This is a genomic window from Pseudomonadota bacterium, from assembly GCA_039028155.1.
Taxonomy (GTDB): Bacteria; Pseudomonadota; Alphaproteobacteria; order SP197; family SP197; genus JANQGO01.
The window spans coordinates 129,648-152,533 of sequence record JBCCIS010000002.1; the positions used below are offsets into that span (position 1 = coordinate 129,648).

Below are 22,886 nucleotides of genomic sequence, written 5' to 3' on the forward strand. Positions count from 1 at the left end.
GCCGATGCGCAGCAAGGATTGAAAAGACCATGCGTGATCTCGTTCTCCCAGCCGCCTGTTCGGCGTCGCTGGCGGTGTCGTCTTGGGCCTATGCGGGCGAAACGGAAACCGGCACCGTGACGGCCATCGACGTGAAGGCCGGTACCCTTACGCTGGACACCGGCGTCATCTACCACCTCGCCAGAGGCCTCGATGTTCCGCTCGTCCAGCCCGGTCAATCGGTCGGTCTGACCTGGGCCATGGACAACGGTAGTCTCATGGTGAATGACCTCACGATCCTGCGCTAGGCGTCACGGCGCGTTCGCTGTTCGGTTGGCATCACCGCCCCACTGCCCCTCCACCGGGGCAAAACGCCGAGAGGCGTTTTCGCCGAGGCCACCCATGGCAGCATCCTCGGGGTGGCCAGGAGGGGAGTGGGCCGGTGCCGTCTCCGCGTAAGCGGACCAGCACTAGTTCAGCCGTTCCTTCAGTGCGCGGATGTGGTCGGGTGTCAGGCCGCAGCAGCCGCCGACGATCTGGACGCCTTGCTCGGTGATCCAGCCGGCGGCCGCCTCGGCATAAGGCGCGGGCTCGATAACGCCGCGGAACGTCCAGTCCGGCGGCGTGAACGTGCCACTGTGGGCATAGGCCAGCAGCGGTCCAGACCACACGGTCTTCAACGCATCCAGGCCTGGCGCCGTGTCCTCGACCTCTGAATGCATGATGCCGGCGGCGGCACCGCCGTTGGCCATGACGCGTTCGGCGAACGGGATGAATGGCTGACGTTTCCTATCCGCCTCGCGCAGTGGTGTACTAGAAGGGCCCTCCATGCTGCGCTCATTCGGAAAGGTGATCATGCGGCCCGCCTTTTCGTGGACGCTGAACCCGACCCAAACCGGCAGGCCGGTCGCGCGGGCAGCGTCGACACAAGCCTCCGCGTGGCCGGCCGTCATCATCATCTCGCACAGGATGACGTCGCAGCCGCCCTCGGCCAGCGTCTCCGCAAGCCGCCGATAGTCATCCGCTGCTGCCTCGGCCGACGGCGTTTCGTCGACATGGGCTAGCGGCGGCATGGTCGACATGGAGCCGGCAAGCGCGACGTCGCGACCGGCGTCATCGCGCGCTTTCCGCGCCAGGCTGACGGCGGCGCTGTTGATTTCCTCGAACCGGTCGGCCAGGCCCGCCGGTTCCAGGGTGTAGCGGTTGGTGCCGAAGGTGTTGGTCGTAATGATATCGGCGCCGGCGGCGATGTAGTCGCGGTGCATGTCGCGCACAGCATCGGGGTGCGACAGGTTGGCGCGGCCACACCAGGCGTCGTCATCCATCGGCACACCGCGGCGCTGCAACTCGGTGCCGATCGCGCCATCCAGCAGCAGAGTGCCGCCTTGCGCCAGCTTCTCGTCGATCCGGGTCATCGCTCCCTCCCCCTAGGCTACTCGGGCCCACCGGGTCACGGCTCTTGATCGATGGACCCGATTCCATCGTAGACTTCCCTGACAAGTCTACGCCGCCCGGTCAGGAGAACCAGGATGACGCTTACCACGCCGCCCAGGCCAAAGCGGGCCGAACAGCTGCTTCCCAAGGACTGCTACATGTCGCCCGAGTGGTTCGAGCGTGAGCAGCAGGAGTTGTTCGGCCGCGCCTGGACCTTCGCCTGCGTCGCTCAGGACGTGCCGGACGCCGGCGATACCATGCCGGTGCAGATCGGCCGTTATCCGATGCTGGTCGTGCGCGGCAAGGACGGTGCGCTCAAGGCCTATCACAACACCTGCCGGCATCGCGGCACCAAGATGATCGAGGAAAAGGCGAATGCCCGGCACGGTATCGTCTGTCCCTACCACGCCTGGACCTACAACGTGGACGACGGCGGGTTGCGCGGTCTGCCGAAGAAGGACCTGTGTTTCCCTGATCTCGACATGGACCAGCTCGGTCTGCACAAGGGCGGCATCGGTCAGATTGGCGATCTCGTTTTCGTCAATCCCCAGGAGCGACCCGACGAGGACTTCCAGACGTGGTGTGCCGGCGTCGAGAAGACACACATGTGGCCGCACGATATCTCGATGCTTTCGGAGAAACGGCCGGTCCGCTACGACATCATGGCGAACTGGAAGGCGTTCTGCGAGAACGCCATGGACGGCTATCACCTGTCGTACCTGCACGACAAAACGCTGATGGGCCCGGATGTCGAGAACCAGGACTGGGACGATGTCGGCCGCCACTGGGTCTTCATCAGCCATGGCGAATCGCCCAGCCGCGCCAACACGCACTTCACACCGATCCCCGGCATCGACACGTCCGGCCGCCATCCGGTCGTCTGGCAGCTCTTCCCCAACAGCGGCATCCTGGCGTCATCGATATTCTTTTCCGCGTACACCATCGTGCCGGTCGGGCCCGAGCAGTGTTACCTGGAACTCAGGACCTGGATGATGCCGAAGGAAACCCGGGATTCCAGCAAGGCGCCAACCCGACCATCGGGCACGTCGGGTCACGGCCACATCATGCCAGACGGTAAGCGCTACATTTCGCTGGAGACACTGGGGTGTCCGGCCATGGAGTCGCTGGACTTCCAGATCGAGGACATGTGGGTCTGCGAGCAGCAGCAAAAAGCGTTGCAGTCACCGCTGTTCAAGGTCGGTGCGCTCGCCGACAGCGGCGAGACCTCGCTCACCTTCTTCCAGGCGAACGTGTTGGACTTCGTACCGTTGGAAGGCCCGGGCGTGAAGCTGGCGGCGGAGTAACCGTGCGTTCGGCGTCTTGACGGCGCTCGGCGGGTTATTGTACGCTCATTCAATAAACGCCTAGCTGGTGAGGAGACTGGATCATGGCCGCGCTTGCAGCTGAAAAGATCACCGGTTTCGATATCGATCCCGAGCGGTCGCAAACGCTCGACCGCACGTACTACTTCGATCCCGAGGTCTACGATCGCGAGAAGAAGTCGATCTTCTATAAGACTTGGCAGTATGTCGGCCACGTTTCGATGGTCGACAAGCCCGGCGCCTATCTGGTGCGCGACATCTTCGATCAAAGCGTGTTGGTGATCCGCGACACCAAGGGCCAGTTGCGCGCGTTCTTCAACGTCTGCCAGCACCGCGCCCATCGCCTTTTGGAAGGCGAAGGCCGGGTCGGCGGCGTTATCACCTGTCCCTATCACAGCTGGGCTTATGGCACCGACGGCTCGTTGCGCCGCGCGCGCGGCAGCGAGAAGGTCGAGTCCTTCGACGCGGACGCACTCTGCCTGGAGCCGGTCAGGCTCGACAGCATTCTGGGCTTCCTGTTCGTCAACCTGGACGGCTCGGCGCCACCGCTTGCCGACGTCGCCGGACCGCTTGCCGATGAGGTCGCGGCGTTCTCGCCGCACGCCGCCGAACTGAAGTGCGCGCACCGTGCCGACTATGCACTGAACGCCAACTGGAAGAACTCGGTCGAGAACTACAGTGAGTGCTTCCACTGCCCGAACCAGCACCCGACCCTGATGCAAAACGCGATCGACTACGGTTCATACCGCATCACGACGTTCGAGCATCACCACAGCCATTACTCGGTCGGCGTCGGCGAGGCGCAGGGTTACTCGACCGCGACCGACGGCGCCGAAAAGCAGGATGAGTTCGGCAGCTTCATGCTGTTCCCGAACTGGTGCATCGAAGCCTATCCCGGCGGCAACCTGACCGTCTTCCACCACGAGCCGACCGGTCCGGAAACCACCATGCAGCACTGCGAGTACTACTTCGCGGGCGACACGCCGACCAAGGAGGAGATGGAAGTCATCAACTTCGTCCACGAGGTCAGGTTGGAAGACATCCCGCTATGCGAAAGCGTGCAAAAAGGTCTGCATAGCCTGGGTTACCGCCAGGGCCGCTTCATCGTCGACGGCGAGAGAAGCGAGATCAGCGAGCACGCGGTGCACGACTTCCAGCACAAGGTGCGCCGGGCGCTCGGCGAAGCCTGAGCGAACACCCGCGCGGCCGGCGCACCGCCTACGTCAGAACACGCTGGGCGCTGCGAGGATGGTAGCCTAACGCAGTGATGACCGCTGCCTTGCCAACACCGCAAGGCGGCGTATCGTGTCATGCGTTGCGTTGAGCAGCGAGCGCCCGCCACCAAGGCGTCTCCCCGATTGTGGGGTGCCCGTGTCTCGTGTGTCGGGCGGTAAGCGTCTTAGGAACATGGGAGGCGAAGATGGCACTGAGACGGTTCATCATCGAACGTGAGATCCCCGACGTCGGGAGTTTTGAACGCGAGCAACTCAAAGGCGCTGCCGCGAAATCCAACGAGGTGTTGGCCGAGCTCGCGCCCGACATTCAGTGGGTCGAGAGCTTCGTCGCCAACGACAAGACCTTCTGTGTCTACCTCGCCAAGGACGAGGGCGTCATCAAGAAGCACGCCGAGATGAGCGGCTTTCCGGCCAACACGATCACGGAAGTCCGTAAGATGATTGATCCGACAACCGAGAAGGCAAGGTAGCGAGACCAGCCGCAGACTTGCCGAGTCTCGTTACGCCAAAACGTTCGCGACAAGCGTGCAAGTGATGGCGCACTTGCGCTAGAGCGGATCATGGTTAGGTAGAACCGTCTGACTGATCGACCTAACCATGTGAATCCGCTCTCTATCTATGCGTAGGGCAGGTTCACCTGCCTTAATGTCATCGCGAAGCGATTCCACCGAGACAGGATCTGCTCTAGGGTGTGAGACACTTTTGTCCCATCCTGGTCTCAGGTGTCACGCCTGGGCCACGCCAACGCCCAGGTCGGCATTATGAGCGAAGCCACCCAAGCGCCGCGCGCCGAGCTAGCCGGCAGCCTGAAGGACGAACTCAGGCTGCACCGGCGCATCGCCGTGCCGATCGTGGCCACGTTCCTGGTCGAGCTGGGCATGTGGTACACCGACGCCATCATCGTCGGGCGTCTGGGCACCACGCCGCTGGCGGCGGTCGGTCTGCTGGGCGGAATTTTCTGGGAGCTTCTGTTCGTCGGCTTCGCCGTCCTGTCGATCACCGGTGTCTTCATGGGCAGCGGTTATGGCGCCGGCGATTCCGGCCTGATCCAACGGGCCTTCCGCCACGGGCTGTGGCTGGCGACGCTGTTCGGCGTGCCGATGATGGCGTTCAGTTGGTACATGGCCGATCTCTTGGCATTAACCGGTCAGGACCCCGGTGTGATCACCGAGGGCAGAGCCTATATCCACGCGGTCTTGTGGTCTGTGCTGCCAACCCTTTGGTTCGGCGTCATGCGCAATCTGGTGACGGCGCTCTCCAGGCCGGCCATCATCACGGCCATCTCGATCGTCATGCTGCCGGTGAACGCCGGTATGACCTGGTGGTTCGTGTTCGGCGGCCTGGGCCTTCCCGCCATGGGCGTCGCCGGCGCCGGCTGGGCAACGGCGATCACGACCTGGCTTTCCTTCATCGCGCTGACGCTATGGGTTGCCCGGGTTCACACCTACCGCTTCTACCGGCCGTTCGCAGACCTGATGGTCATGGACGCGGTCCTGTGGAAGCGCATTTTCCGCCTCGGCCTGCCGGTTGCCGGTGTACGTCTCATCGAAGGCTCGTCCTATCAGGTGGTGATGATCCTGATGGGTCTGTTCGGCGCCTCGGCGCTTGCCGCCCACCATGTCGTCTCTGCGATCGCGGGCCTCAGCACCACCCTGGTCATCGCCATCGCGCACACCTCGATCGTGCGCGTGTCCCAGGAAATCGGCGGCGGCCAACCGGCAAGCGCGCGCCGCGCCGGATGGGTCGCCATGGCCGTGGCACTTTGCCTGGCCGCACCGGTCGCTCTCTTCCTGTGGCTTGCACCCGATGGCGCGGCGTTCATCTTCCTGGACATCGATGACCCCCAGAATGCGTCGACGCTTGCACTGGTCGGAATCTTGGGGCTGATCGCCGCGCCGCTTATCTTGCTGGAGGCCGTCCACATCGTCGCCGCGCGCTCGCTGCGCGGGCGCCAAGATACCTGGATCCCCATGTGGATCTCCGCCGCCGGGGCGTGGCTTATTGCGTTCCCGGCCGCTGTTCTGCTGGCCTTCGCCGCCGATCTGGGCCCGGCCGGCCTGTGGTGGGGCATGATCGCCGGGCTCGTCGTTTCGGCCTCTTTGCTGACTCGCCGTTGGGCCCATGGGCCTTCGGTGCCGCCACCCGGGCCTTGATTGCGGTTTGTTCATGCTCCCTTGGGATAGGCTGACCCACCTATTCTCTGCATGCGTTGTCACACCGATGCGGTAGTCTACTGTGTAGGGCGGCGCGCCGAAGAAGCGATGTCGCCATCATCGCGGCACAAGACCGCGGGTGAACGGTGAGGATATCAATGTGACACGGCTCAGCCGGCGCCGCTTCCTGGCGTCGTCCACGCTTGCCGCCGGCGGCCTATGTCTGGGCGCGCCGGCCCATGCCACGGGCGAGGTTATCGAGATAGGCGCGATCCTTCCCCTGTCCGGCGATCTCGCCGTTTTCGGGCGCCAGGCCAAGCTTGGTCTGGAGCTCGCCGCGAACGAGATCAATGAGAGCGGTGGGCTGCGCGACAGGAGAGTCGCCGTGCTCTACGAGGATGACAAGGGCGATCCGGAACTTGCGGCGGCCGCGGCCCAGCGTTTGGCAGCCCGCCAGCATGTCCTGGCGATCGCCGGGCCGATCACGTCCGCATCGCGCGATGCCATGGCCGACACCGTGGCCGCTGCCCAGATCCCGCTGCTCTACGCGACCGACTACGAAGGCGGCGATTGCGGCCGCTATTGGTTCTACTTCAGCACCGTGCCGAACCAGAACGCGGTGCCGTTGATCACTTATCTGAACAGCAACATCGGCCAAAGGTTCTATCTGGTCGGTGCCGACTACGCGTGGCCGCGCGGATTGTTCGACGTGGCCGAGGCGACTATCGAGGCCGAAGGCGGCACCATGCTGGGTAAGCTTTTTGTACCGCTCACGGGTGATGTCGACTTCGCGCCTGTTGTCGAGGCGGTCGCCGCCGTCGGAGCCGATGTGGTCGTGCTCGCGCTGCCGGGTGCCAAACACTGGGGTTTCGTCGATGCCGCCGACCGTGCCGGGCTGCTCGAGACCTTGACACTGGCCGACCTGGGCGGTCTGGCGACCTATCTGGACAAGGACCATCGCCAGTACGCCGCCCCACTTTATGGCTGCGTGCCCTTTGTCGAGACCGATCCCGACGTTCAGGACTTCGTCGAGGCGGTGCGCGGCATCGGTGGCGACGATACGGTCGTCACCTCCTACGCGATGACCCACTACGGTGCGATGACGGCGCTTCGAACGGTTCTGGAGGAGGGCGGCGCCGTGTCACGCGAGGGGATCGCGGGCGGGCTGCCGGGGCTGACCTATGCGCTTCCCACTGGTCAGGCTGAGATCGGCAGCAATACCCATCACTGTGCTTTGCCCATGTTCATCGCCCGGATCGATGAGGGCTCCATCGAGGTGATCGAAAACCTGGGCACCCTTCCCGCCGACCCGGGCTGTCTGGTCCTGCCCAACTGATTGTTTGGCGCTTTTCAGGCGCCGGGCGGCATCACCGCTAATCCGCCTGTGGCCATAGGGGATGGTGGCGGTCGATCACATAGGCGTGGCGATGGCGTATCCGCCCATGGCGATGGGGATGGCTATGCGGCTCCGGTCCTTCCCAGCCCTCGTGCTCGTGCTGATGGTGTTCGTCATGCACGTGCTGATGCTGATGGCGGACGGCCTCGTGGTGGTGCCATAGAGCGCCTTGATCACTGACCGGCCATTGGCGCCAGGCGGCAAGGCTTGCGATCAGGGCCAGGCCGCCGAGGACGACAAAACAAACGTCCAGTCCCACCGCCACGCCGAGCCATCCGGCAAGCGGATAGGTGATCAGCCAGCAGGCATGGCTCAAGGCAAACTGCGCGGCGAAGACCGGCGGTCGGTCTTCCGCCTGGGTCGAGCGGCGCAGCAACCGGCCGACTGGTGTCAAGGCGGCGGCGTTGGCCACGCCCAACACGAACCATAGGACAAGCAGCGCGCTAAACGTCGGCGCGGCCTTTAGGAACAGAAGAAAACCCGCCGCCATGCCGGCGGCCAACAGGAAACAAGCGCCCAGCATGACCGCGCGATCGGACCAACGCGCGAGCACGCGCGGCAAGACCAATGCGGCGATCATGGACCCCGCGCCGGCGGCGGCAAGCGCGACCGCGACCTTGACATCGCCGCCGTCCAGACTTGCGCGAACCAAGACCACCGTGTTGACAATGACCATGGCGCCGGCCGCCGCGACGGCGATGTTGATCCACAGCAGCGCTTTCAGCCGCGGCGTGTGGCGGAAGATGGCCAGGCCGCGCTTCAGTCTTGAACCGATGGTGTCGTCATCCTTGGGCGCGGCGCCGGGCAGGCGGACCGACAAGACCAGAAGCGCGGAGGCAAGGAAGCCGATCGCGGTGCCGTCGAACAGCCACGGGAAGCTCACCACCAGCAGCAGCAGCGCGGCGATCGCCGGGCTCAACAGAGCCTCCAGATCATAGGCCAGGCGCGACAGCGAGAGCGCGTTGGTATAGGTCGCTTCGTCTTCCAGGACGTCCGGGATGGTCGCCTGGAAGACCGGCGTGAAGACGGCCGAGGCCGCTTGCAGCACGAAGATCAGGCCGAAGATCTGCCAGACAGCGTCGACAAAGGGCAGCATTAGCGCGGCGGCCAGGCGCACCAGGTCGGCCGCGACCAGGACGCGCCGGCGCGGCAGGGTGGTCGCGAAGGCGCCGGCGACAGGCGCGATGATCACATAGGCGACCATCTTGATGGCCAGCGCGATACCCAGCACCAGACCCGCGTCCGCGCCGGCGAGCTCATAGGCGAGCAGACCAAGCGCCACGGTCGCCAACCCGGTGCCGAACAAGGCGACGATTTGGGCCGCCAGCAATCGGCGATAGACCGGATGGGCGAGCGGTGTCAGGAGCGAGGTCATGGTGGATCCAGATGCTTCAGCAGCCGCTGGGATTGCAACCGCACGGATTGTCCTTTGGCTGACGCACGCTCGTCCATAAAGATCTTAATGGCCAATCACGAACGTGGGCCGAAGCGCCCACCGTTGCGGTTAAAGCGTCAGTGCCAGTTTGCGCGCTTCGTAGAACGCCATGGATGCCGTGCGCGGTGCCACGGTGTCGCCGATGCTGTGTACCTCGGTGCCGTCGTCGGCGAACGCCGCGGTCAGGCTGTTCACCGGCCGGTTGGTGGTCGCCAGCACCAGGCTGTCGAAGTCGCGGGTTTCCTGGTCGCCCGTATAGAGATTGATGAGGGTCGCCGTGTTGCCCTGCCACGAAACCAGCCCGGTCGCGGTCAGCACCTCGACGCCCATCTTCATGAACCGCTCGCGCGCCGTTTCGCCAGTCTGGGAGAGGTCCAGCGCGCCGGCCGCCTTTTCCGCCGCCGTGACCACGGTGACCATGTGGCGTTGTTCGGCAAGGTGCAGCGCGGTGCCGCTGGCCGGCCACCAGCCATTGAGATCATCGAGCAACAGGACATTGGTCCCCGGTACTACATCGCCCTCCAGGACATCATGAATTGTGCATACATTGTCCTGGTCGGCGCCTTCCAGGGCCTCGATATGCGGAAAGGCGCGCTGGAATCCGCGCCGGTCAGGTTCTGATCCTGTTGCCAAAACGACCGTGTCGGGCTCAAGCCCGCGAATGGCCTCGACGTCCAGATCGGCCCGCAGCATGACGCGCACCTGAAGCTTCTCGAGCTGACCTTGGTACCAAGTGAGCAGGCCGCCGATCTCACCGCGTTCCGGCTGGCCGGCGGCGAGCCGGAACTGGCCGCCCAATTCGTCGCGGCGTTCGGCCAGCGTGACCCGGTGGCCCCGTTCGGCGGCAACGCGCGCCGCCTCCAGACCGGCCGGTCCACCGCCGACAACGACCACATGGCGCGGCTTCTCGGATGACGGCGGTTTGTCGCCGCCCCATTCGCTCTCGCGCCCGACCGATGGGTTGACGAGGCAGGAGATGTGGTAGTCGCGCATACGCCGGCCGATGCAAAGCTGGTTGCAGGAGATGCACGGGCGCACGTCCTCGGCGCGGCCTTCGCGCGCTTTGTTGGCCAGATGCGGGTCGGCGATCTGGCCGCGCACGATCGAGACCAGGTCCGCCTTGCCGTCGGCAATCACCGCCTCGGCATTGGCCGGTGTCTTGACCCGGGCCTCTGCGGTGACCAGCGCATGCTTGGTGACCTCTTTGAACGCCGCGGCATCAGGTGGGCCCAGCAGCATGCCGTAGTGAAAGCTCGGCACGATCTTGGTGAACTGGTTCAGATAGCTGCCGGTGCCGCAGGAGAAGTAATCGATCAGCCCGCGTTCATCGAGCCAGGCAATGATCTCCTGCTTGTCTTCGATGGTCAGGCCGCCCGGATAGGGCTCGGCGCCGGAGATCGTCATGCCGATGATGAAGTTGTCGCCGCAGGTCTTGCGGATGCCGTCTGCGATGCGCGCGGCGAAGCGCACGCGGTTCTCCAGGTTGCCGCCCCACTGGTCGTCACGCTTGTTGGTCAGGGGCGACCAGAACTGATCGATCAGGCAGTTGTAACCGGCGAAGAGGTCGACGCCGTCGAAGCCGCCGTTCTGGTCGCGCTGGGCTTGCTCGATGAAGGCCGCGATCAGTTCCTCGATCTCCGCCTCGGTCATCGCATGGCTGCCCCAGGGGTCGTGGAAGCTCGGCCCGCCCGACGGCGACCAATAGGGTGTCCACGAGTTGTCCTGATCGCCGTGCTGCCCGACATGATAGATCTGGTGGACCATCACGGTGCCGTGGCTGTGGCATTCGTCGGTGATGCGGCGGAAGTGGGGGATGACGCTGTCGTCGTGGCGCAGGTTGCCGCGGGTCAGGATCGCGGTCTCGTGGGGCGGCGTCGGCTCGACCACGATCATCGCCGCGCCGCCGCGCGCGCGTTCCCGGTAATAGCCGAAGTGGCGGTCGGACGGCAGGCCGTCCTCGGCCATGTTTGCGGTGTGCGCGCCGAACACGATCCGGCACTTCAGCTCCTTGTCGCGCAGCTTGACCGGCGAAAACAGATGCGGAAAGGCCTGCTCGGCCATGGCGTCCTCCCTCGGACTTCCGAACACGGGAGCTTAGGTGCGCGCCGGCGTCATGAAAAGGCCGCCATGCGCCGCGTGCCGGTTGTCTGACGACCGCTGCCGTGCTGGTGTGTCGGTGAAACCAAAGACAGTCAACATGGGGAGACGGTGATGAGCACGGTCGGCAAGGTCGAGAGCCTGTGGCGCTATCCGGTCAAAAGCATGCGCGGTGAGGAGGTCGACGCGGTCTACCTGGGCTTCGCCGGCGTTTATGGCGACCGTCTTTATGCCATCGGCAGCGACGAGGCGCACAAGGGCTTCCCCTATCTGACCGGCCGCGAACAGCGCAAGATGGTGCTCTACACACCTCGTTTCCGCCATCCCGACAAGGCCGTCATGCCACCCAACCTGGTGGATGCCGAGAGCATCGCGCCGGGCATGACGGCGGTCTATCCCGATCACGATGAATTGGCGGTCGACATCGAAACGCCAGACGGCGAGACCTTCGCCATCGACGATCCCGCTTTGATGGAAAAGCTGAACGAAAACATCGGCCGCAAGCACGGACTCTCCGTCCTGCGCTCCGACCGCGCCTTCACCGACTGCCGACCGGTTTCGCTGTGTTCGCTGGCGACCGCCGCGCAGCTCGGTGAAGAACTGGGCAAGGATGTCGACAAGCGCCGGTTCCGCGCGAACGTCTATCTCGATCTGGGGGACGCTGCCGGTTACGCCGAGAACGCCTATGTCGGCAAGAGCTTGCGCATCGGCGACAAGGTGACGGTTCAGGTGTTGGAGCGCGATCCGCGCTGCGCCATGATCACGCTTGATCCCGATACCGCCGATCGCGATCCCTCGGTGTTGAAGAAAGTAACCGACGACCACGAGGGGTACACCGGCGTTTATGCCGCGGTTTTGATCGAAGGAACCGTGCGGACCGGCGACACCGTCGAACTGCTCGGCTAGGGTTCGTCCGCTTTCGGTGAACCGTTCGTCGGGGTCTCATGGGTGACGGCTTCTACAAGGACGTCTCCGGTCTGGTGCACCTGGCCGGCGGCCTGGAGATGCCGCTGGAAAAGCAGCAGGGCATCATCACGCCCAACGCGGATTTCTTCATCTGCCATGACGCGCCGACGCCGGTCATCGCCGGCGAAGGCTGGAGCCTGTCGGTCGAAGGCGACGCCGTCACCAGCCCGCTGCGTCTGACGCGCGCCGATCTTGAGGCGATGGAGCAGGTCACCCTGCCAGTGCTGATTGAATGCGCGGGCAACCATCGCCAGCTCTTCGAGGACGTGATGGGCGAACCGCTCAACCGCCGGCCGCACGTCACCGAACTGCGCTGGCATCTGGGCGGTCTGGGCATGGCCGAATGGCAGGGCGTGCGGCTTGCCGATGTCCTGACCATGGCGGGCATCAGCGATGAGGCGCATCACGTCATGCCGGTCGGCCTCGACCGAGGCCGGGAAGGCGTGGACGGTATTCGTATGCCCATGCCGGTCGCCAAGGCCACGCATCCCGACACGCTGATCGCGCTTCGCATGAACGACGAAACGCTGCCGCCTGATCACGGCTTTCCCGCGCGCACCATCGTGCCGGGCTGGGTCGGCACCTATTCGATCAAGTGGCTTGACCGCATCGAGGTAACGCGCGAGCACCGCTGGGTCGAGCGCAACACCGAACGCTATGTCCTGATGGGCGAGGCCTGGGACGCCAATGACTACGCGCCGGCCAAGGGTCCGCTGATCACCAAGCACCCGCTCCGCAGTTCGCTGGCGTTGCCCTGGCCGGCGACTCTGACGCCGGGACCGCAGCGCCTGCGCGGTTACGCGCGCGGCGCCGAAGAACCGATCGTGCGGGTGACGTGGAGCGCCGATAAGGGTGCGACATGGCAGGACGCCGAGCTGTTGTCGCCCTGCGATCGTTATGCCTGGGTGGAGTTCGCGTTCACCTGGGACGCCACACCCGGCGACCACGCGCTGATGACCCGCGCCTATGACGCCGCCGGCGACAGTCAGGCGCTCGACCAGCCGTTCAACAACGGCGGCTACGTCTACGCCATGGTTCACCCGCACGCGGTGGCGGTCGCTTAGGGCTCAGGTCCCGCTCACCGCCGTACCGCCGGTGCGCCTGATATCCGCCGCCATCTCGAAGCCGCCGTCAGGCGAGAAACGCACCGCGCTGACACCGCCGAAGTACATGTCGACATCATCGAAGCGCCGCTGGGGGACGTCCAACTGATCGACCGGCACGCCGGCTTCATAGGCGACGCACCAGGACTCATCGGCGGACCACTCGACATGCAGGCGCGGATGGTTGACCGCCTCCTGCAAGGGCATACCCAAGTGCACGATGTTGGCAACCGTCTGCAGAATGGCGGTCGTAATGCGGTCGGCCCCCGGCGAGCCGATGGCCAGGACTGCACCACTACCACTGCGCCCGACAGTCGGCGCCATGTTCGACGAGACGCGCGTCCCCGGCGTCATCGTGTGAAAGCCGCGCTTATTAAGTTCGACTTCGCCCAGGCTGTTGTTCATCCAGATCCCCGCGCCTGGTGTCATGACGCCGGAGTTGTAGCCGGATGACGCGGTGACCGCGCAAGCCAAGCCCGCCGCATCGACCGTCGACGCATGGACGGTCGAGGGTGACGTCAGGCCGGTGGGGTTCGTGGCGGCGATGTCCAGGAACCGCGCGACATCGCTATCGAGATCGTCGGAGATATCGAGCCGACTGCGGCGGTGTCCAATGGCGCGAGCCTGGACGTCGATCATCTGGCGCGCCATGTCAGGCGTCCAGCTTTCGTGGGTGGTACCGCGCAGCATCAACAACATGGCCGCCAGGACGGCGCCACCGACGCTGGGTATCGAGACCGTCGCCACGAGCCAATCGTCCAAGGCGACGTCCAGTGCCGGGCAGAGCCTCGCTTCGTAAGCCTCGAGATCGGCAAGGCCGAGCAGACCGTCATGGGCCGCCATGTCGTCGGCGATGACCCTGGCGATGTCGCCGCGATAGAACGCGTCGGCACCTTGCTCGGCGATGGTCGCCAGCGTGTCGTCGAGCCCGTCGACATGAACCACGTCGCCGACATCCTTGATCGACCCATCGTCTCTCTGCAGTGGTTTCAGGCTCGCCGGATTCCAGCCATAGACCCAGTCATGGTTGTTGGCGATGTACTGGTGCGAGGCCTTGGGCAACGGGAAGCCCGCCCTGACATGCCGCTCGGCCGGCTCGACCAGCACCTTCCAGGGCAGCGACCCGAATCGGCGCGCGGCAAGGTCATAGGCCGCGAGCATGCCGGGCGTGCCGACCGAGCCATAGCCGACCGTGGTCGGCGCGCCGCCGCCATAGGGCAGCATGACATCGATGCCGCCTCGGCCGAATTGCTCCGATGAGGCCGCGCGGCCGGGCATCTCGACCGCGCCGTCGATCATCACGGCTGCTTCTCCTGGTGGCGAAACGACGATAAAGCCGCCGGCGCCCAGCGAGACGACGCCCGGCTCGGTCACCAGCTGGACGAGATTGGCTGCAATCGCCGCATCGACGGCATTGCCGCCGGCCCTAGCGATCTCGGCACCCGCATCGGCGGCAATCTGCGAACTGGCGGCAACGGCGACACGTGTCATGGCGGGATCTGGCAGGCGGTGGGAGAGACGATGAACCGGTTTGACGATCTAGCACAGATCACCGCCATAGGCAGATGTCAGTCCGCGCCTTCGCGCTGCTGTCGCCCGGTCTCCAGGAACGGGTAGACCTCCTCCATCACGTCGGTCGCCATCACCTTGTCCCAGAAGCGGAAGTAAAGCGCGAAGTTTTTGGTGAAGTCGCGGTGGTGGATGTCGTGGTGGGCGGCGGTGATCAGATGATGGCCGATTGGGCCCTTGAGCCAACGGTCCGGCAGGATCTCCTGGCCGGAATGGTTCAAGACGCTAGCGATGGTCATCAGCGTCAGGATGAACAGTACCGCGGCGACGTGGATCGGGATGATGAAGACGAGCAGCGGCAGCAGCCAGGCATAGACCAGGCTCTCGTATGGGTGGAACGAGAAGGCGGCGAACGGGCTTGGCGGGCGCGAGCGGTGGTGCACCAGATGCACGATGCGGAACAGGCGCGGATGGTGCATCAGCCGGTGTGTCCAATAGAACCAGGTATCCTGGACGAACAGGCATATGAAGATGCTGACGGGTATCCAGATCCAGTCGATCGGCCGCCAGTCCGTATAAAGCAAGGTACCGCCGTCCTTCCAGGCCTCGATCACAATGACGCCGGGCAGCGCGTAAATCAGGGCCGAAATGAGCGACCAGCCGATTTCCGCCCTGACCGTCGCCGGGCGGGGCCGGCCGTCGGTCAGGCGCCGGGTCTTAACCCGTGGCCCCTCGCGCGACCACAAGAGCCAGTGGAACAGACCGGCAATGGCGAAGTACCGGAGCGCGATGATGACCACGAGCGCGACATAGGTGATCGCGAAACCCGCCGGGCCACCCAATGCTTGCAGTTCGTCCATCGCGTCCAGATGTCCGCCAATCCGTCTCGCCTGTCCGCGCGTAACAGGACGATGAACATGGTAGGGTCTATCGGTCGGTGTCGACAGCACATACGGAGCCTGGGTGTCAACGGATCTCATTCTGGTCGGGGGCGGGCTGGCCAACAGTCTTGTCGCGTGGCGGCTCAAGGAGCGGCACCCCGCGCTGCGGCTATTGGTGCTGGAACAGGGCGATCGGCTGGGCGGCAACCATACCTGGTCGTTCTATGAGACGGACCTGGAACCCGAACAACGCGCCTGGATCGATCCCCTGGTGGCGCACCGCTGGCCGCATTACGACGTGCGATTCCCCGGTCTTGACCGCCGTTTGCCAACCGGATACCGCTCGATTCCTTCCGAACGCCTTGACGCGGTCATTGGCGGGGACTTGGGCGAGACGGTGCGGCATGGTGTCACCGTGAGCGAGATCGACGCCGGCGGCGTAACGCTTGGTGACGGTGAGCGGATTGAGGCCGGTGCGGTCATCGATGGACGGGGCGACCGGGGCGGTGATCACCTGCTGCTCGGCTATCAGAAGTTCCTCGGGCAGGAGGTCGAACTCGCGGCACCACACGGGCGCAGCGGCCCGGTCATCATGGATGCCACGGTCGATCAGACCGACGGTTATCGTTTCGTCTACACGCTGCCGTTCGGTGAGCGGCGCATGCTGATCGAGGATACCTATTACAGCGACTGGCCGTCGCTTGATCCCGCGCCCTCGCGCCAGGCCATCGCCGACTATGCGGCGGCCCAGGGCTGGACGATCGAGCGCGTCGTGCGCGAAGAGACGGGGTCGCTGCCAATCACACTGGCTGGCGATCCCCATGGCCATTGGGCCGATGCGCCCGACAATGTTGCGCGTTCCGGCATCGCTGCCCTGCTGTTTCACGCGACCACGGGCTACTCCCTGGTCGAGGCGGTGCGTTTCGCCGACGCGGTCGCCGCCCTGCCCACGCTGGACGCGTCCGCTCTGGCGCAACTGTCACGCCGGACCTCGCTCACCCTTTGGCGCCGACAGGCGTACTTCCGTTTTCTGAACCGCATGCTGTTTCGTGCGGCATCGCCGGAGCGGCGCTGGGTCGTCCTGCGCCGCTTTTATGGTCTCTCCGAGGGCCTGATCGAGCGGTTTTATGCTGGGCGGCTCACGATGGGCGACAAACTGCGCATTCTGATGGGCAAACCGCCGGTGCCGATCCTGCCGGCGCTGGGGTGTTTGAAACCGGCCGCCGCGGAGGCCGCACGATGAATATGACGGCGACCAAACGCCAGCGCGCGGCGGTGATCGGCAGTGGTTTCGGCGGCCTGGCGCTTGCCATCCGCCTGCAATCGGCGGGCATCGCGACAACGCTGTTTGAGGCGCGCGAGCGCCCCGGCGGGCGGGCTTATGTCTATGAAGACGCCGGTTTCACCTTTGACGCCGGGCCCACGGTCATCACCGATCCGACCTGCCTGGAGGCTCTCTTCGCGCTCTCCGGACGCCAGCTCCGCGACTACGTCACCTTGGTGCCGATCCAGCCGTTCTATCGGCTCTTGTGGCCGGACGGCTCAAGCTTCGACTACACCAACGACGATGACCGTTTGATGGCGCAGATCGAGGCCATGAGCCCCGCCGATGTCGAGGGTTACCGCCGGTTCCTGGATTACGCCGAGCGCGTGTTCGAGAAAGGCTATATCGAACTCGGCCACGTGCCATTTCTTGACTTCAAAAGCATGATCAAGGTCGCGCCGGACCTGATCGGCCTGCAAGCGTTTCGCAGCGTCTATGCGATGGTGTCGCACTTCATCAAGGACGAGCGGCTGCGTCAGGCGATGAGCTTCCATTCGCTCTTGGTCGGCGGTAACCCGTTTGCCAGTTCGGCGATCTATACCCTCATCCATTCACTGGAGCGACGCTGGGGCGTCCACTTCCCGATTGGCGGCACCGGCGCGCTGGTCCAGGGCCTGGTGCGCCTGTTCGAGGATCTCGGCGGTAAGGTGCGACTGGCGACCCCGGTCGAGCGCATCCTGGTCGAGGACGACAACGTGTGCGGTGTCGCGACGGCGGCGGGCGGCGAGGAACGGTTCGATCTGGTTGCCAGCAACGGCGACGTCGTCACGACCTATGACCGCTTGCTCGGTCACCATGCGCGCGGGCGCGAGGTCGCCAACAAGCTGAAGCGCCGGCGCTTCAGTCCATCCTTGTTTGTGGCCTATTTTGGCTTGGAGGGCCGGGCGGATGATCTGGCGCACCACACCATCGTCTTCGGGCCCCGCTACAAGGGTCTGCTGAAGGAGATATATGGCGGAACGCAACTGGCCGATGACTTCTCGCTTTACCTCCACGCGCCCTCCGTGACCGATCCGTCGTTGGCGCCAGACGGTTGCATGGCCTTCTACGTGCTGTCGCCGGTGCCCCATCTGGGTCATGCGGCGATCAATTGGGAAGAAGAGGGGCCGCGTTATCGCGACCGCATCTTCGATCACCTGGAGCGCCATTGTCTGCCGGGGCTGAAACAGCGACTCGTCACCAGCCGGATCTTCACGCCCGCGGATTTCAGGAGCGAACTCGGCGCCCACCTGGGCTCGGCGTTCTCGCTGGAGCCGGTCTTGACCCAAAGCGCCTGGTTCCGGCCGCATAATCGTGACGACCGGCTAAAGGGGCTCTATCTTGTCGGGGCGGGGACGCACCCGGGCGCCGGCATTCCCGGCGTCGTCGGATCGGCCCGCGCAACGGCATCCTTGATGCTGGCTGATGCCGGCATCACGTTGGATGCGGAGGTAGCGTAGTGGACCACGTCGTCGAAACCAGCCGGGAGACGATCCAGCAGGGATCGAGCAGTTTTTCATCGGCCGCGCGGCTGTTTCCGCTCGAGACCCGTGAAAGCGCGTGGATGCTCTACGCCTGGTGCCGCTATTGCGACGATGTGATCGACGGCCAGACGTTGGGTTTCGGCATGAAACCGGCCGACGCCAGCACCGCACGCGAACGCCTGGCCACCCTGACACACCTGACCGAGCAGGCGATGGGCGACACGCCGCCTGAGGATCCCGTATTCACGGCGTTCCACCGCGTCGTCAGACGCCATGACATTCCCAAGCGATTTCCGCTCGAACTGCTCGAGGGATTCGCGATGGATATCGAAGGGCGCCGCTATGACACGCTGGCCGACACCCTGAGCTATGGCTACCACGTGGCCGGCGTTGTTGGTGTCATGATGTCGATGGTCATGGGCGTCCGTGATCAGCCGACCCTGAACCGTGCCTCCGATCTGGGTATCGGCTTCCAGCTCACCAACATCTGCCGCGACGTGATGGAAGATGCCGGCGCCGGCCGGGTCTATCTGCCGGCCGATTGGCTCGCCGCCGAAGGCGTGACACCGGAAACAGTCACCGATCCGGCGTCACGCGCCGGCGTCCACCGCGTTGTCTGTAATCTGCTCGACGAAGCCGACGGTTACTACGACTCCGCCGTCCTGGGTCTGCAGGCGCTCGACTTCCGCTCGGCCTGGGCTATCGCGGCGGCGCGTGGCATCTATCGCGACATCGGGCGGCGGGTGCGCCGCGAAGGCACGGAAGCGTGGGATCAACGCGCGGTCGTGCCCAAGCCACGCAAGATCTATCTGGCGCTGCGTGGCCTGGCGATCTCGGCGCGCACCAGCGCGCCCATGCCGCTCAACCGCGACGCCTCGCGAGCCGGTCTGTGGACCATGCCGGAAGCGCGAAGCGCACAACACCGGCATATCTGCTGACGAGAAGAGCTGTGCTCAGTCGCCCGGTTCGCCGACCGTGGTGCCGCTGGCCCGAAGCCGATCCTTCAAGACGCGCACCGGCGGCGCCCACAAGAAGCCGAACGACACCGCGCCCTCTTTGGTGTGCACTGCGTGGTGCAGACGGTGGGCTTGAATAATGCGTTTCATGTAGGCGCTTTTGCCCCGATAGGGGTGTTTGACGCGGCGGTGCACGATGACGTCGTGGAAGACGAAGTAGACAACGCCGTAGCCGGCGATGCCGAGGCCGATCCAGAGCAGATCGGGTTGGCCGCCGTGGACGCCGAACCAGATCAGGACGATCGAGGGCAGGCTGAAGATCACCGCGAACAGGTCGTTCCATTCGAACCAGCCCTTGCGCGGCGTGTGATGTGACTTGTGCAGGGACCACAAGAAGCCGTGCATCACCCAGCGGTGTGTCGCCCAGGCGACCGCCTCCATGCCGATCAGCGCGACCAGGAACAGGGCGGCGTGTCTGAGGATGTCATCCATGGCCGGCACTATACCAACATTCGCTTTGCCGCGGCACCGCGCGCCAGGGCCCAGCCGACAAGGGCGGTCCCGGCCAGAACCCCCCAGGGCAGCCAGAGTTCGTCCAGCACGCCGTCGCGCCAGAAGATGACCGTGTAAGCCTCGACCGCCCAGCCATTGGGCGTCAGCCAGCCGAGCTCGCGGATCGCCGGCGGCATCATGAAACGCGGCACCATGCTTCCGCCGAGAGCGGATAGGATAAGGACCGTGATGGTCGCGACGCCCTGGGCCTGGCGTCGATTTGTCGTTAGCGCCGCCAGCGCCAGACCGACGCCGCTAGCCGCCGCTGCCGTCGCCACGGTGGTCGCCGCCCACGGCCCCCAATGGCTCGGCAGGTCGACGCCGAAGCCAAGCCAGGCGACGAGAAAGATCACCGCGCCTTGAACACAGCCGAGCGCGGTCAGGAACAGAAAGCGCCCGTCGATCAAGGGCGCGATGCCGGCGGGGCCGGCCAGGATGCGCGCCAGGATCCCCATCTCGCGCTCCTCGTGGATGGCGACGGCACCGTTGGCGGCCGTGAACAGCAGGAACATCACCATGATGGCGCCGGCATAGTAGGTGACACCGCCACCTTCGGGCCGACCGGTACCCGCGACCTCCTCGTGGTCGAACAAGTCGTCGCCCGCCGCCTGGCCACCGCCATCGCGCATCTGCGCCAGGCGCTGTTCGAGGTCGCGCTGCTGGGTGTCGGAGAGGTCAATCAAATCGGCGCCGACCATCGCCATGAAACGACCGATGGCGACATCGCCCATGGTCCCGGTCCAGACGTCCTGCACCCGGCCCATCAGCATGCCGGCGGCGACGCCGCGGGCTGGCTCAACGATCAACAACAGCGGCGCGTGCTCGCCGGGAACCGCCGGATCGTCGCGCAGGATCAGCCCGACATCGGCGTCGCCATCGGCGACCAAAGTCCGAACGTCGTCCGGCTGCAGGGAACCGTCGACGCGCTCAATCGTCGGGTCGGTCTCCAGCGCCACAACCAGACGGGCGCTCGCCTCGCTGGCCGTGGGATCGGCGATCGCGACCTTCAGCACCAGATCGTCCGATCCGGTATCGGCGAAGATCAGCGCGAAGATGAGGAAGAATGTCACCGGCAGAACGAAGGCCATGACGAGAGATCCGCGATCGCGCACCAGGGCCTTTAAGAGGGCCATAAAGACCGCGCGGCTCACGCGTCGAACTCGCGTCCGACCACATGCAGGTAGACGCCGGCCAGGCCAGGCTCGCGCAGGCGGGCTTCGTCGACCGCGACGCCCGCCGCGCTCAATTCATTCGACAGCGCCGCCAGCGCGGCAAGACCACCGTCGATGGTGCCGTACCAGGTCAGCGGGTCTTGGTCACTGGGCGCCAAGCCGGCGCCCACCAGCGCGGCTGCCGCTGGCTCGTCGGCGGCGGCCGCCAGATGCAGCAGCACGTCCTGGCCGGTCCCGAAGACCTCGGCGGTCAGTGCCTGGGGCGTGCCCTCGGCAACCAGTCGTCCGTCGACCATGATGCCGACGCGGTCGGCCAGGGTCTCGGCCTCGGCCATATCGTGGGTGGCGATCAGGACGGTGGCGCCGCGCCCGCGCACGCTGATCAGAAGCTCAGCGATCGCGCCACGCGCCGGCGCATCGACACCGACGGTCGGCTCGTCGAGCAGAACGAGTTCGGGGTTGTGAACCAGCGCGGCGCCGATATTGAGGCGCCGGCACATACCGCCTGACAGCACCGCGATGCGGTCGTCGGCCCGGTCGGCCAAGCCAACCGCCTGCAAGGTCGCGGCGGCCTGTTGGCGAGCCGGCGCGGCGCCAAGACCGGCGATGCGGCCGAACAGCATCAGGTTCTCCATCGCCGTCAGGTTCTCGTAAAGCGCGATCTCCTGCGGTACCACGCCGAGCGAGCGGCGTACGCCGGGGTCTTGGCGCGGGTCGCGGCCGTTTAGCCGTATGGTCCCGGAATCGAGCGCCACGAGACCGGCGATGGCCCTTACCAGCGACGATTTGCCGGCGCCGTTGGGGCCCAGAAGGGCATAGATAGATCCGGGCTGAAGTGAGAGATCGATACCGTCGAGCACATGGCGATCGCCCCGGGTAAGGCGCGCAGAGTCAACGTGAAGCGGTATCGCCTCCGACGCCATCAGGCGTTGATCGTCGCGGTCGCGCCCGTTGGGGTGGCGCTGCCCAGGCGTTCACGGTGGCTGTGCAGCACCATCTCGGCAAGGGCTGCGAACTCCTGACCTTCGGAGCCGAACGGCGCCACGGCGGAAATCGCCGCCGCGACATGGCGTTCGGCGCGCGCCTGGGCCTCGGCCGGGCGCATGATAGAGGTGAAGGACGCGCGCCCCTCGTCCTTGCCGACATCCTTGCCGATCACCGCCGTCTCGCCCAGCGTGTCCAGCAGGTCGTCCAGGATCTGGAAGGCCAGACCCAACAAGCGGCTGAACTCGCGCACCGCCGCCAACCTCTCGTCGTCGACGCCGGCGACGATGGCGCCGAATTCGGCGGCGGCGACGAACAGCGCGCCAGTCTTCAGGTGCTGAAGCTCCTCCAGCCGTTCGACGCCGCTCAGATCCTTGGTGTCGTGCAGGTCCTGCTCCTGCCCCGCTACCAGGCCTTCGGCGCCGACCGCATCGGCCAGGGTGGTGATCAGCCGCGCCTTGGTCTCGGCCGGCAGGGCCGCCGCGCCAATGACGCCATAGGCGCGGTTTAAGAGGCCGATGCCGGCAAGCGTCGCGATATCCTCGCCCCAAACGCAGTGGTTGGCGGCCTGGCCCCGGCGCAGTTGGGCATCGTCCATGGAAGGCAGATCGTCGATGATCAGCGCGGCGCAATGCACCATTTCGATGACGCAGGCTGGATCCAAGGCCGCATCGTCGTCGCAGCCGAAATTGGAGGCCGCGATCATGGTGACCGCCGGGCGGATGCGCTTGCCACCGCCCAAGAGACTGTATCGCATGGCCGACTCCAGACGGCTGCCGCCGTCCGGCACGAGCCTGTCGAGCCGATCATCCACGCGCTGCCGGATCGAGGTCATCACCTGACCGATCTCCGGCTGTTTCTGAATTTTCCCCATCACTGCAATACGCTTTGCCTGATCCACTGGATCATGGCCTGCACACCCCGT

Annotated in this window: 20 protein-coding genes; 11 read left to right on the forward strand and 9 right to left on the reverse strand. The window is 65.2% G+C overall.

The genetic code is table 11. The features are described 5' to 3' along the window. Positions 1-29 precede the first annotated feature (29 nt). Positions 30-287 carry a DUF1344 domain-containing protein gene (locus AAF563_01890; GenBank protein MEM7119996.1) on the forward strand — a complete coding sequence of 86 codons (258 nt, stop codon included), beginning with the start codon at positions 30-32 and terminating at the stop codon, positions 285-287. Positions 288-449: 162 nt separating this feature from the next. Here AAF563_01890 and AAF563_01895 read toward each other — a convergent pair whose 3' ends face one another. Continuing rightward, positions 450-1,394: a homocysteine S-methyltransferase family protein gene (locus tag AAF563_01895; protein MEM7119997.1), complete on the reverse strand. Its 945-nt coding sequence runs from the start codon at positions 1,392-1,394 to the stop codon at positions 450-452. A gap of 114 nt (positions 1,395-1,508) precedes the next feature. Here AAF563_01895 and AAF563_01900 point away from each other — a divergent pair, with 114 nt between their 5' ends. From AAF563_01900 to AAF563_01920, 5 genes are all read left to right on the forward strand, one after another. Then, entirely contained in the window at positions 1,509-2,717 is a 1,209-nt protein-coding gene (locus AAF563_01900; protein ID MEM7119998.1) for an SRPBCC family protein, read from the forward strand. Between the two features lie 83 nt (positions 2,718-2,800). Then, complete coding sequence (locus AAF563_01905) at positions 2,801-3,925, forward strand: aromatic ring-hydroxylating dioxygenase subunit alpha (protein MEM7119999.1); 1,125 nt, start codon at positions 2,801-2,803, stop codon at positions 3,923-3,925. A 230-nt stretch (positions 3,926-4,155) separates the two neighbouring features. After that, complete coding sequence (locus AAF563_01910; GenBank protein ID MEM7120000.1) at positions 4,156-4,440, forward strand: DUF4242 domain-containing protein; 285 nt, start codon at positions 4,156-4,158, stop codon at positions 4,438-4,440. 291 nt (positions 4,441-4,731) lie between these two features. Beyond that, entirely contained in the window at positions 4,732-6,123 is a 1,392-nt protein-coding gene (locus tag AAF563_01915; GenBank protein ID MEM7120001.1) for an MATE family efflux transporter, read from the forward strand. A gap of 160 nt (positions 6,124-6,283) precedes the next feature. Further along, a complete protein-coding gene (locus AAF563_01920; protein ID MEM7120002.1) occupies positions 6,284-7,459 on the forward strand; it encodes an ABC transporter substrate-binding protein in 1,176 nt (391 codons plus the stop codon). 37 nt (positions 7,460-7,496) lie between these two features. Here AAF563_01920 and AAF563_01925 read toward each other — a convergent pair whose 3' ends face one another. Then, the gene (locus AAF563_01925; GenBank protein ID MEM7120003.1) at positions 7,497-8,894 is read right to left on the reverse strand and encodes an MFS transporter; all 1,398 of its coding nucleotides are present in this window, start codon (positions 8,892-8,894) and stop codon (positions 7,497-7,499) included. A gap of 129 nt (positions 8,895-9,023) precedes the next feature. Beyond that, the gene (locus AAF563_01930) at positions 9,024-11,015 is read right to left on the reverse strand and encodes an FAD-dependent oxidoreductase (GenBank protein ID MEM7120004.1); all 1,992 of its coding nucleotides are present in this window, start codon (positions 11,013-11,015) and stop codon (positions 9,024-9,026) included. A 150-nt stretch (positions 11,016-11,165) separates the two neighbouring features. On the opposite strand from AAF563_01930, the gene AAF563_01935 reads away from it, so the two are divergent. Together AAF563_01935 and AAF563_01940 are read left to right on the forward strand one after the other, a co-directional pair. Continuing rightward, complete coding sequence (locus AAF563_01935; GenBank protein ID MEM7120005.1) at positions 11,166-11,957, forward strand: MOSC domain-containing protein; 792 nt, start codon at positions 11,166-11,168, stop codon at positions 11,955-11,957. 38 nt (positions 11,958-11,995) lie between these two features. After that, a complete protein-coding gene (locus AAF563_01940) occupies positions 11,996-13,081 on the forward strand; it encodes a molybdopterin-dependent oxidoreductase (GenBank protein ID MEM7120006.1) in 1,086 nt (361 codons plus the stop codon). A 3-nt stretch (positions 13,082-13,084) separates the two neighbouring features. Here the strand turns inward: AAF563_01940 and AAF563_01945 are convergent, their stop codons facing one another. Then, on the reverse strand, positions 13,085-14,611 hold the full coding sequence (locus tag AAF563_01945) for a gamma-glutamyltransferase (protein ID MEM7120007.1): 1,527 nt from the start codon (positions 14,609-14,611) through the stop codon (positions 13,085-13,087). A gap of 77 nt (positions 14,612-14,688) precedes the next feature. Continuing rightward, complete coding sequence (locus AAF563_01950) at positions 14,689-15,489, reverse strand: sterol desaturase family protein (GenBank protein ID MEM7120008.1); 801 nt, start codon at positions 15,487-15,489, stop codon at positions 14,689-14,691. A 103-nt stretch (positions 15,490-15,592) separates the two neighbouring features. On the opposite strand from AAF563_01950, the gene crtY reads away from it, so the two are divergent. From crtY to AAF563_01965, 3 genes are read left to right on the forward strand one after another with little or no spacing between them, the layout of a single operon-like run. Next, positions 15,593-16,753, forward strand: a complete 1,161-nt coding sequence (crtY, locus tag AAF563_01955) for a lycopene beta-cyclase CrtY (protein ID MEM7120009.1) — start codon at positions 15,593-15,595, stop codon at positions 16,751-16,753. After that, on the forward strand, positions 16,750-18,273 hold the full coding sequence (locus tag AAF563_01960) for a phytoene desaturase (protein ID MEM7120010.1): 1,524 nt from the start codon (positions 16,750-16,752) through the stop codon (positions 18,271-18,273). Before crtY ends, AAF563_01960 begins: the two co-directional genes overlap by 4 nt. After that, positions 18,273-19,235, forward strand: a complete 963-nt coding sequence (locus tag AAF563_01965; GenBank protein MEM7120011.1) for a phytoene/squalene synthase family protein — start codon at positions 18,273-18,275, stop codon at positions 19,233-19,235. Before AAF563_01960 ends, AAF563_01965 begins: the two co-directional genes overlap by 1 nt. Positions 19,236-19,250: 15 nt before the next feature. Here AAF563_01965 and AAF563_01970 read toward each other — a convergent pair whose 3' ends face one another. Genes AAF563_01970 through AAF563_01985 form a run of 4 tightly spaced genes read right to left on the reverse strand, consistent with a single transcriptional unit; the run spans position 19,251 to position 22,835 of the window. Further along, complete coding sequence (locus AAF563_01970) at positions 19,251-19,745, reverse strand: beta-carotene hydroxylase (GenBank protein MEM7120012.1); 495 nt, start codon at positions 19,743-19,745, stop codon at positions 19,251-19,253. An 8-nt stretch (positions 19,746-19,753) separates the two neighbouring features. Continuing rightward, positions 19,754-20,938 (reverse strand): ABC transporter permease, encoded by a 1,185-nt coding sequence (locus tag AAF563_01975; GenBank protein ID MEM7120013.1) that lies wholly within the window; start codon positions 20,936-20,938, stop codon positions 19,754-19,756. 14 nt (positions 20,939-20,952) lie between these two features. Further along, entirely contained in the window at positions 20,953-21,900 is a 948-nt protein-coding gene (locus AAF563_01980) for an ABC transporter ATP-binding protein (protein ID MEM7120014.1), read from the reverse strand. After that, entirely contained in the window at positions 21,900-22,835 is a 936-nt protein-coding gene (locus tag AAF563_01985) for a polyprenyl synthetase family protein (protein MEM7120015.1), read from the reverse strand. Before AAF563_01985 ends, AAF563_01980 begins: the two co-directional genes overlap by 1 nt. Positions 22,836-22,886 lie beyond the last annotated feature (51 nt).

Excerpts from the sequence above, each read along its gene's own strand:
- AAF563_01890 (MEM7119996.1), top strand. The coding sequence starts at position 30 with ATGCGTGATCTCGTTCTCCCAGCCGCCTGTTCGGCGTCGCTGGCGGTG.
- AAF563_01895 (MEM7119997.1), bottom strand. The coding sequence starts at position 1,394 with ATGACCCGGATCGACGAGAAGCTGGCGCAAGGCGGCACTCTGCTGCTG.
- AAF563_01900 (MEM7119998.1), top strand. The coding sequence starts at position 1,509 with ATGACGCTTACCACGCCGCCCAGGCCAAAGCGGGCCGAACAGCTGCTT.
- AAF563_01905 (MEM7119999.1), top strand. The coding sequence starts at position 2,801 with ATGGCCGCGCTTGCAGCTGAAAAGATCACCGGTTTCGATATCGATCCC.
- AAF563_01910 (MEM7120000.1), top strand. The coding sequence starts at position 4,156 with ATGGCACTGAGACGGTTCATCATCGAACGTGAGATCCCCGACGTCGGG.
- AAF563_01915 (MEM7120001.1), top strand. The coding sequence starts at position 4,732 with ATGAGCGAAGCCACCCAAGCGCCGCGCGCCGAGCTAGCCGGCAGCCTG.
- AAF563_01925 (MEM7120003.1), bottom strand. The coding sequence starts at position 8,894 with ATGACCTCGCTCCTGACACCGCTCGCCCATCCGGTCTATCGCCGATTG.
- AAF563_01930 (MEM7120004.1), bottom strand. The coding sequence starts at position 11,015 with ATGGCCGAGCAGGCCTTTCCGCATCTGTTTTCGCCGGTCAAGCTGCGC.
- AAF563_01935 (MEM7120005.1), top strand. The coding sequence starts at position 11,166 with ATGAGCACGGTCGGCAAGGTCGAGAGCCTGTGGCGCTATCCGGTCAAA.
- AAF563_01940 (MEM7120006.1), top strand. The coding sequence starts at position 11,996 with ATGGGTGACGGCTTCTACAAGGACGTCTCCGGTCTGGTGCACCTGGCC.
- AAF563_01945 (MEM7120007.1), bottom strand. The coding sequence starts at position 14,611 with ATGACACGTGTCGCCGTTGCCGCCAGTTCGCAGATTGCCGCCGATGCG.
- AAF563_01950 (MEM7120008.1), bottom strand. The coding sequence starts at position 15,489 with ATGGACGAACTGCAAGCATTGGGTGGCCCGGCGGGTTTCGCGATCACC.
- AAF563_01960 (MEM7120010.1), top strand. The coding sequence starts at position 16,750 with ATGAATATGACGGCGACCAAACGCCAGCGCGCGGCGGTGATCGGCAGT.
- AAF563_01970 (MEM7120012.1), bottom strand. The coding sequence starts at position 19,745 with ATGGATGACATCCTCAGACACGCCGCCCTGTTCCTGGTCGCGCTGATC.
- AAF563_01975 (MEM7120013.1), bottom strand. The coding sequence starts at position 20,938 with ATGGCCCTCTTAAAGGCCCTGGTGCGCGATCGCGGATCTCTCGTCATG.
- AAF563_01980 (MEM7120014.1), bottom strand. The coding sequence starts at position 21,900 with ATGGCGTCGGAGGCGATACCGCTTCACGTTGACTCTGCGCGCCTTACC.
- AAF563_01985 (MEM7120015.1), bottom strand. The coding sequence starts at position 22,835 with ATGGGGAAAATTCAGAAACAGCCGGAGATCGGTCAGGTGATGACCTCG.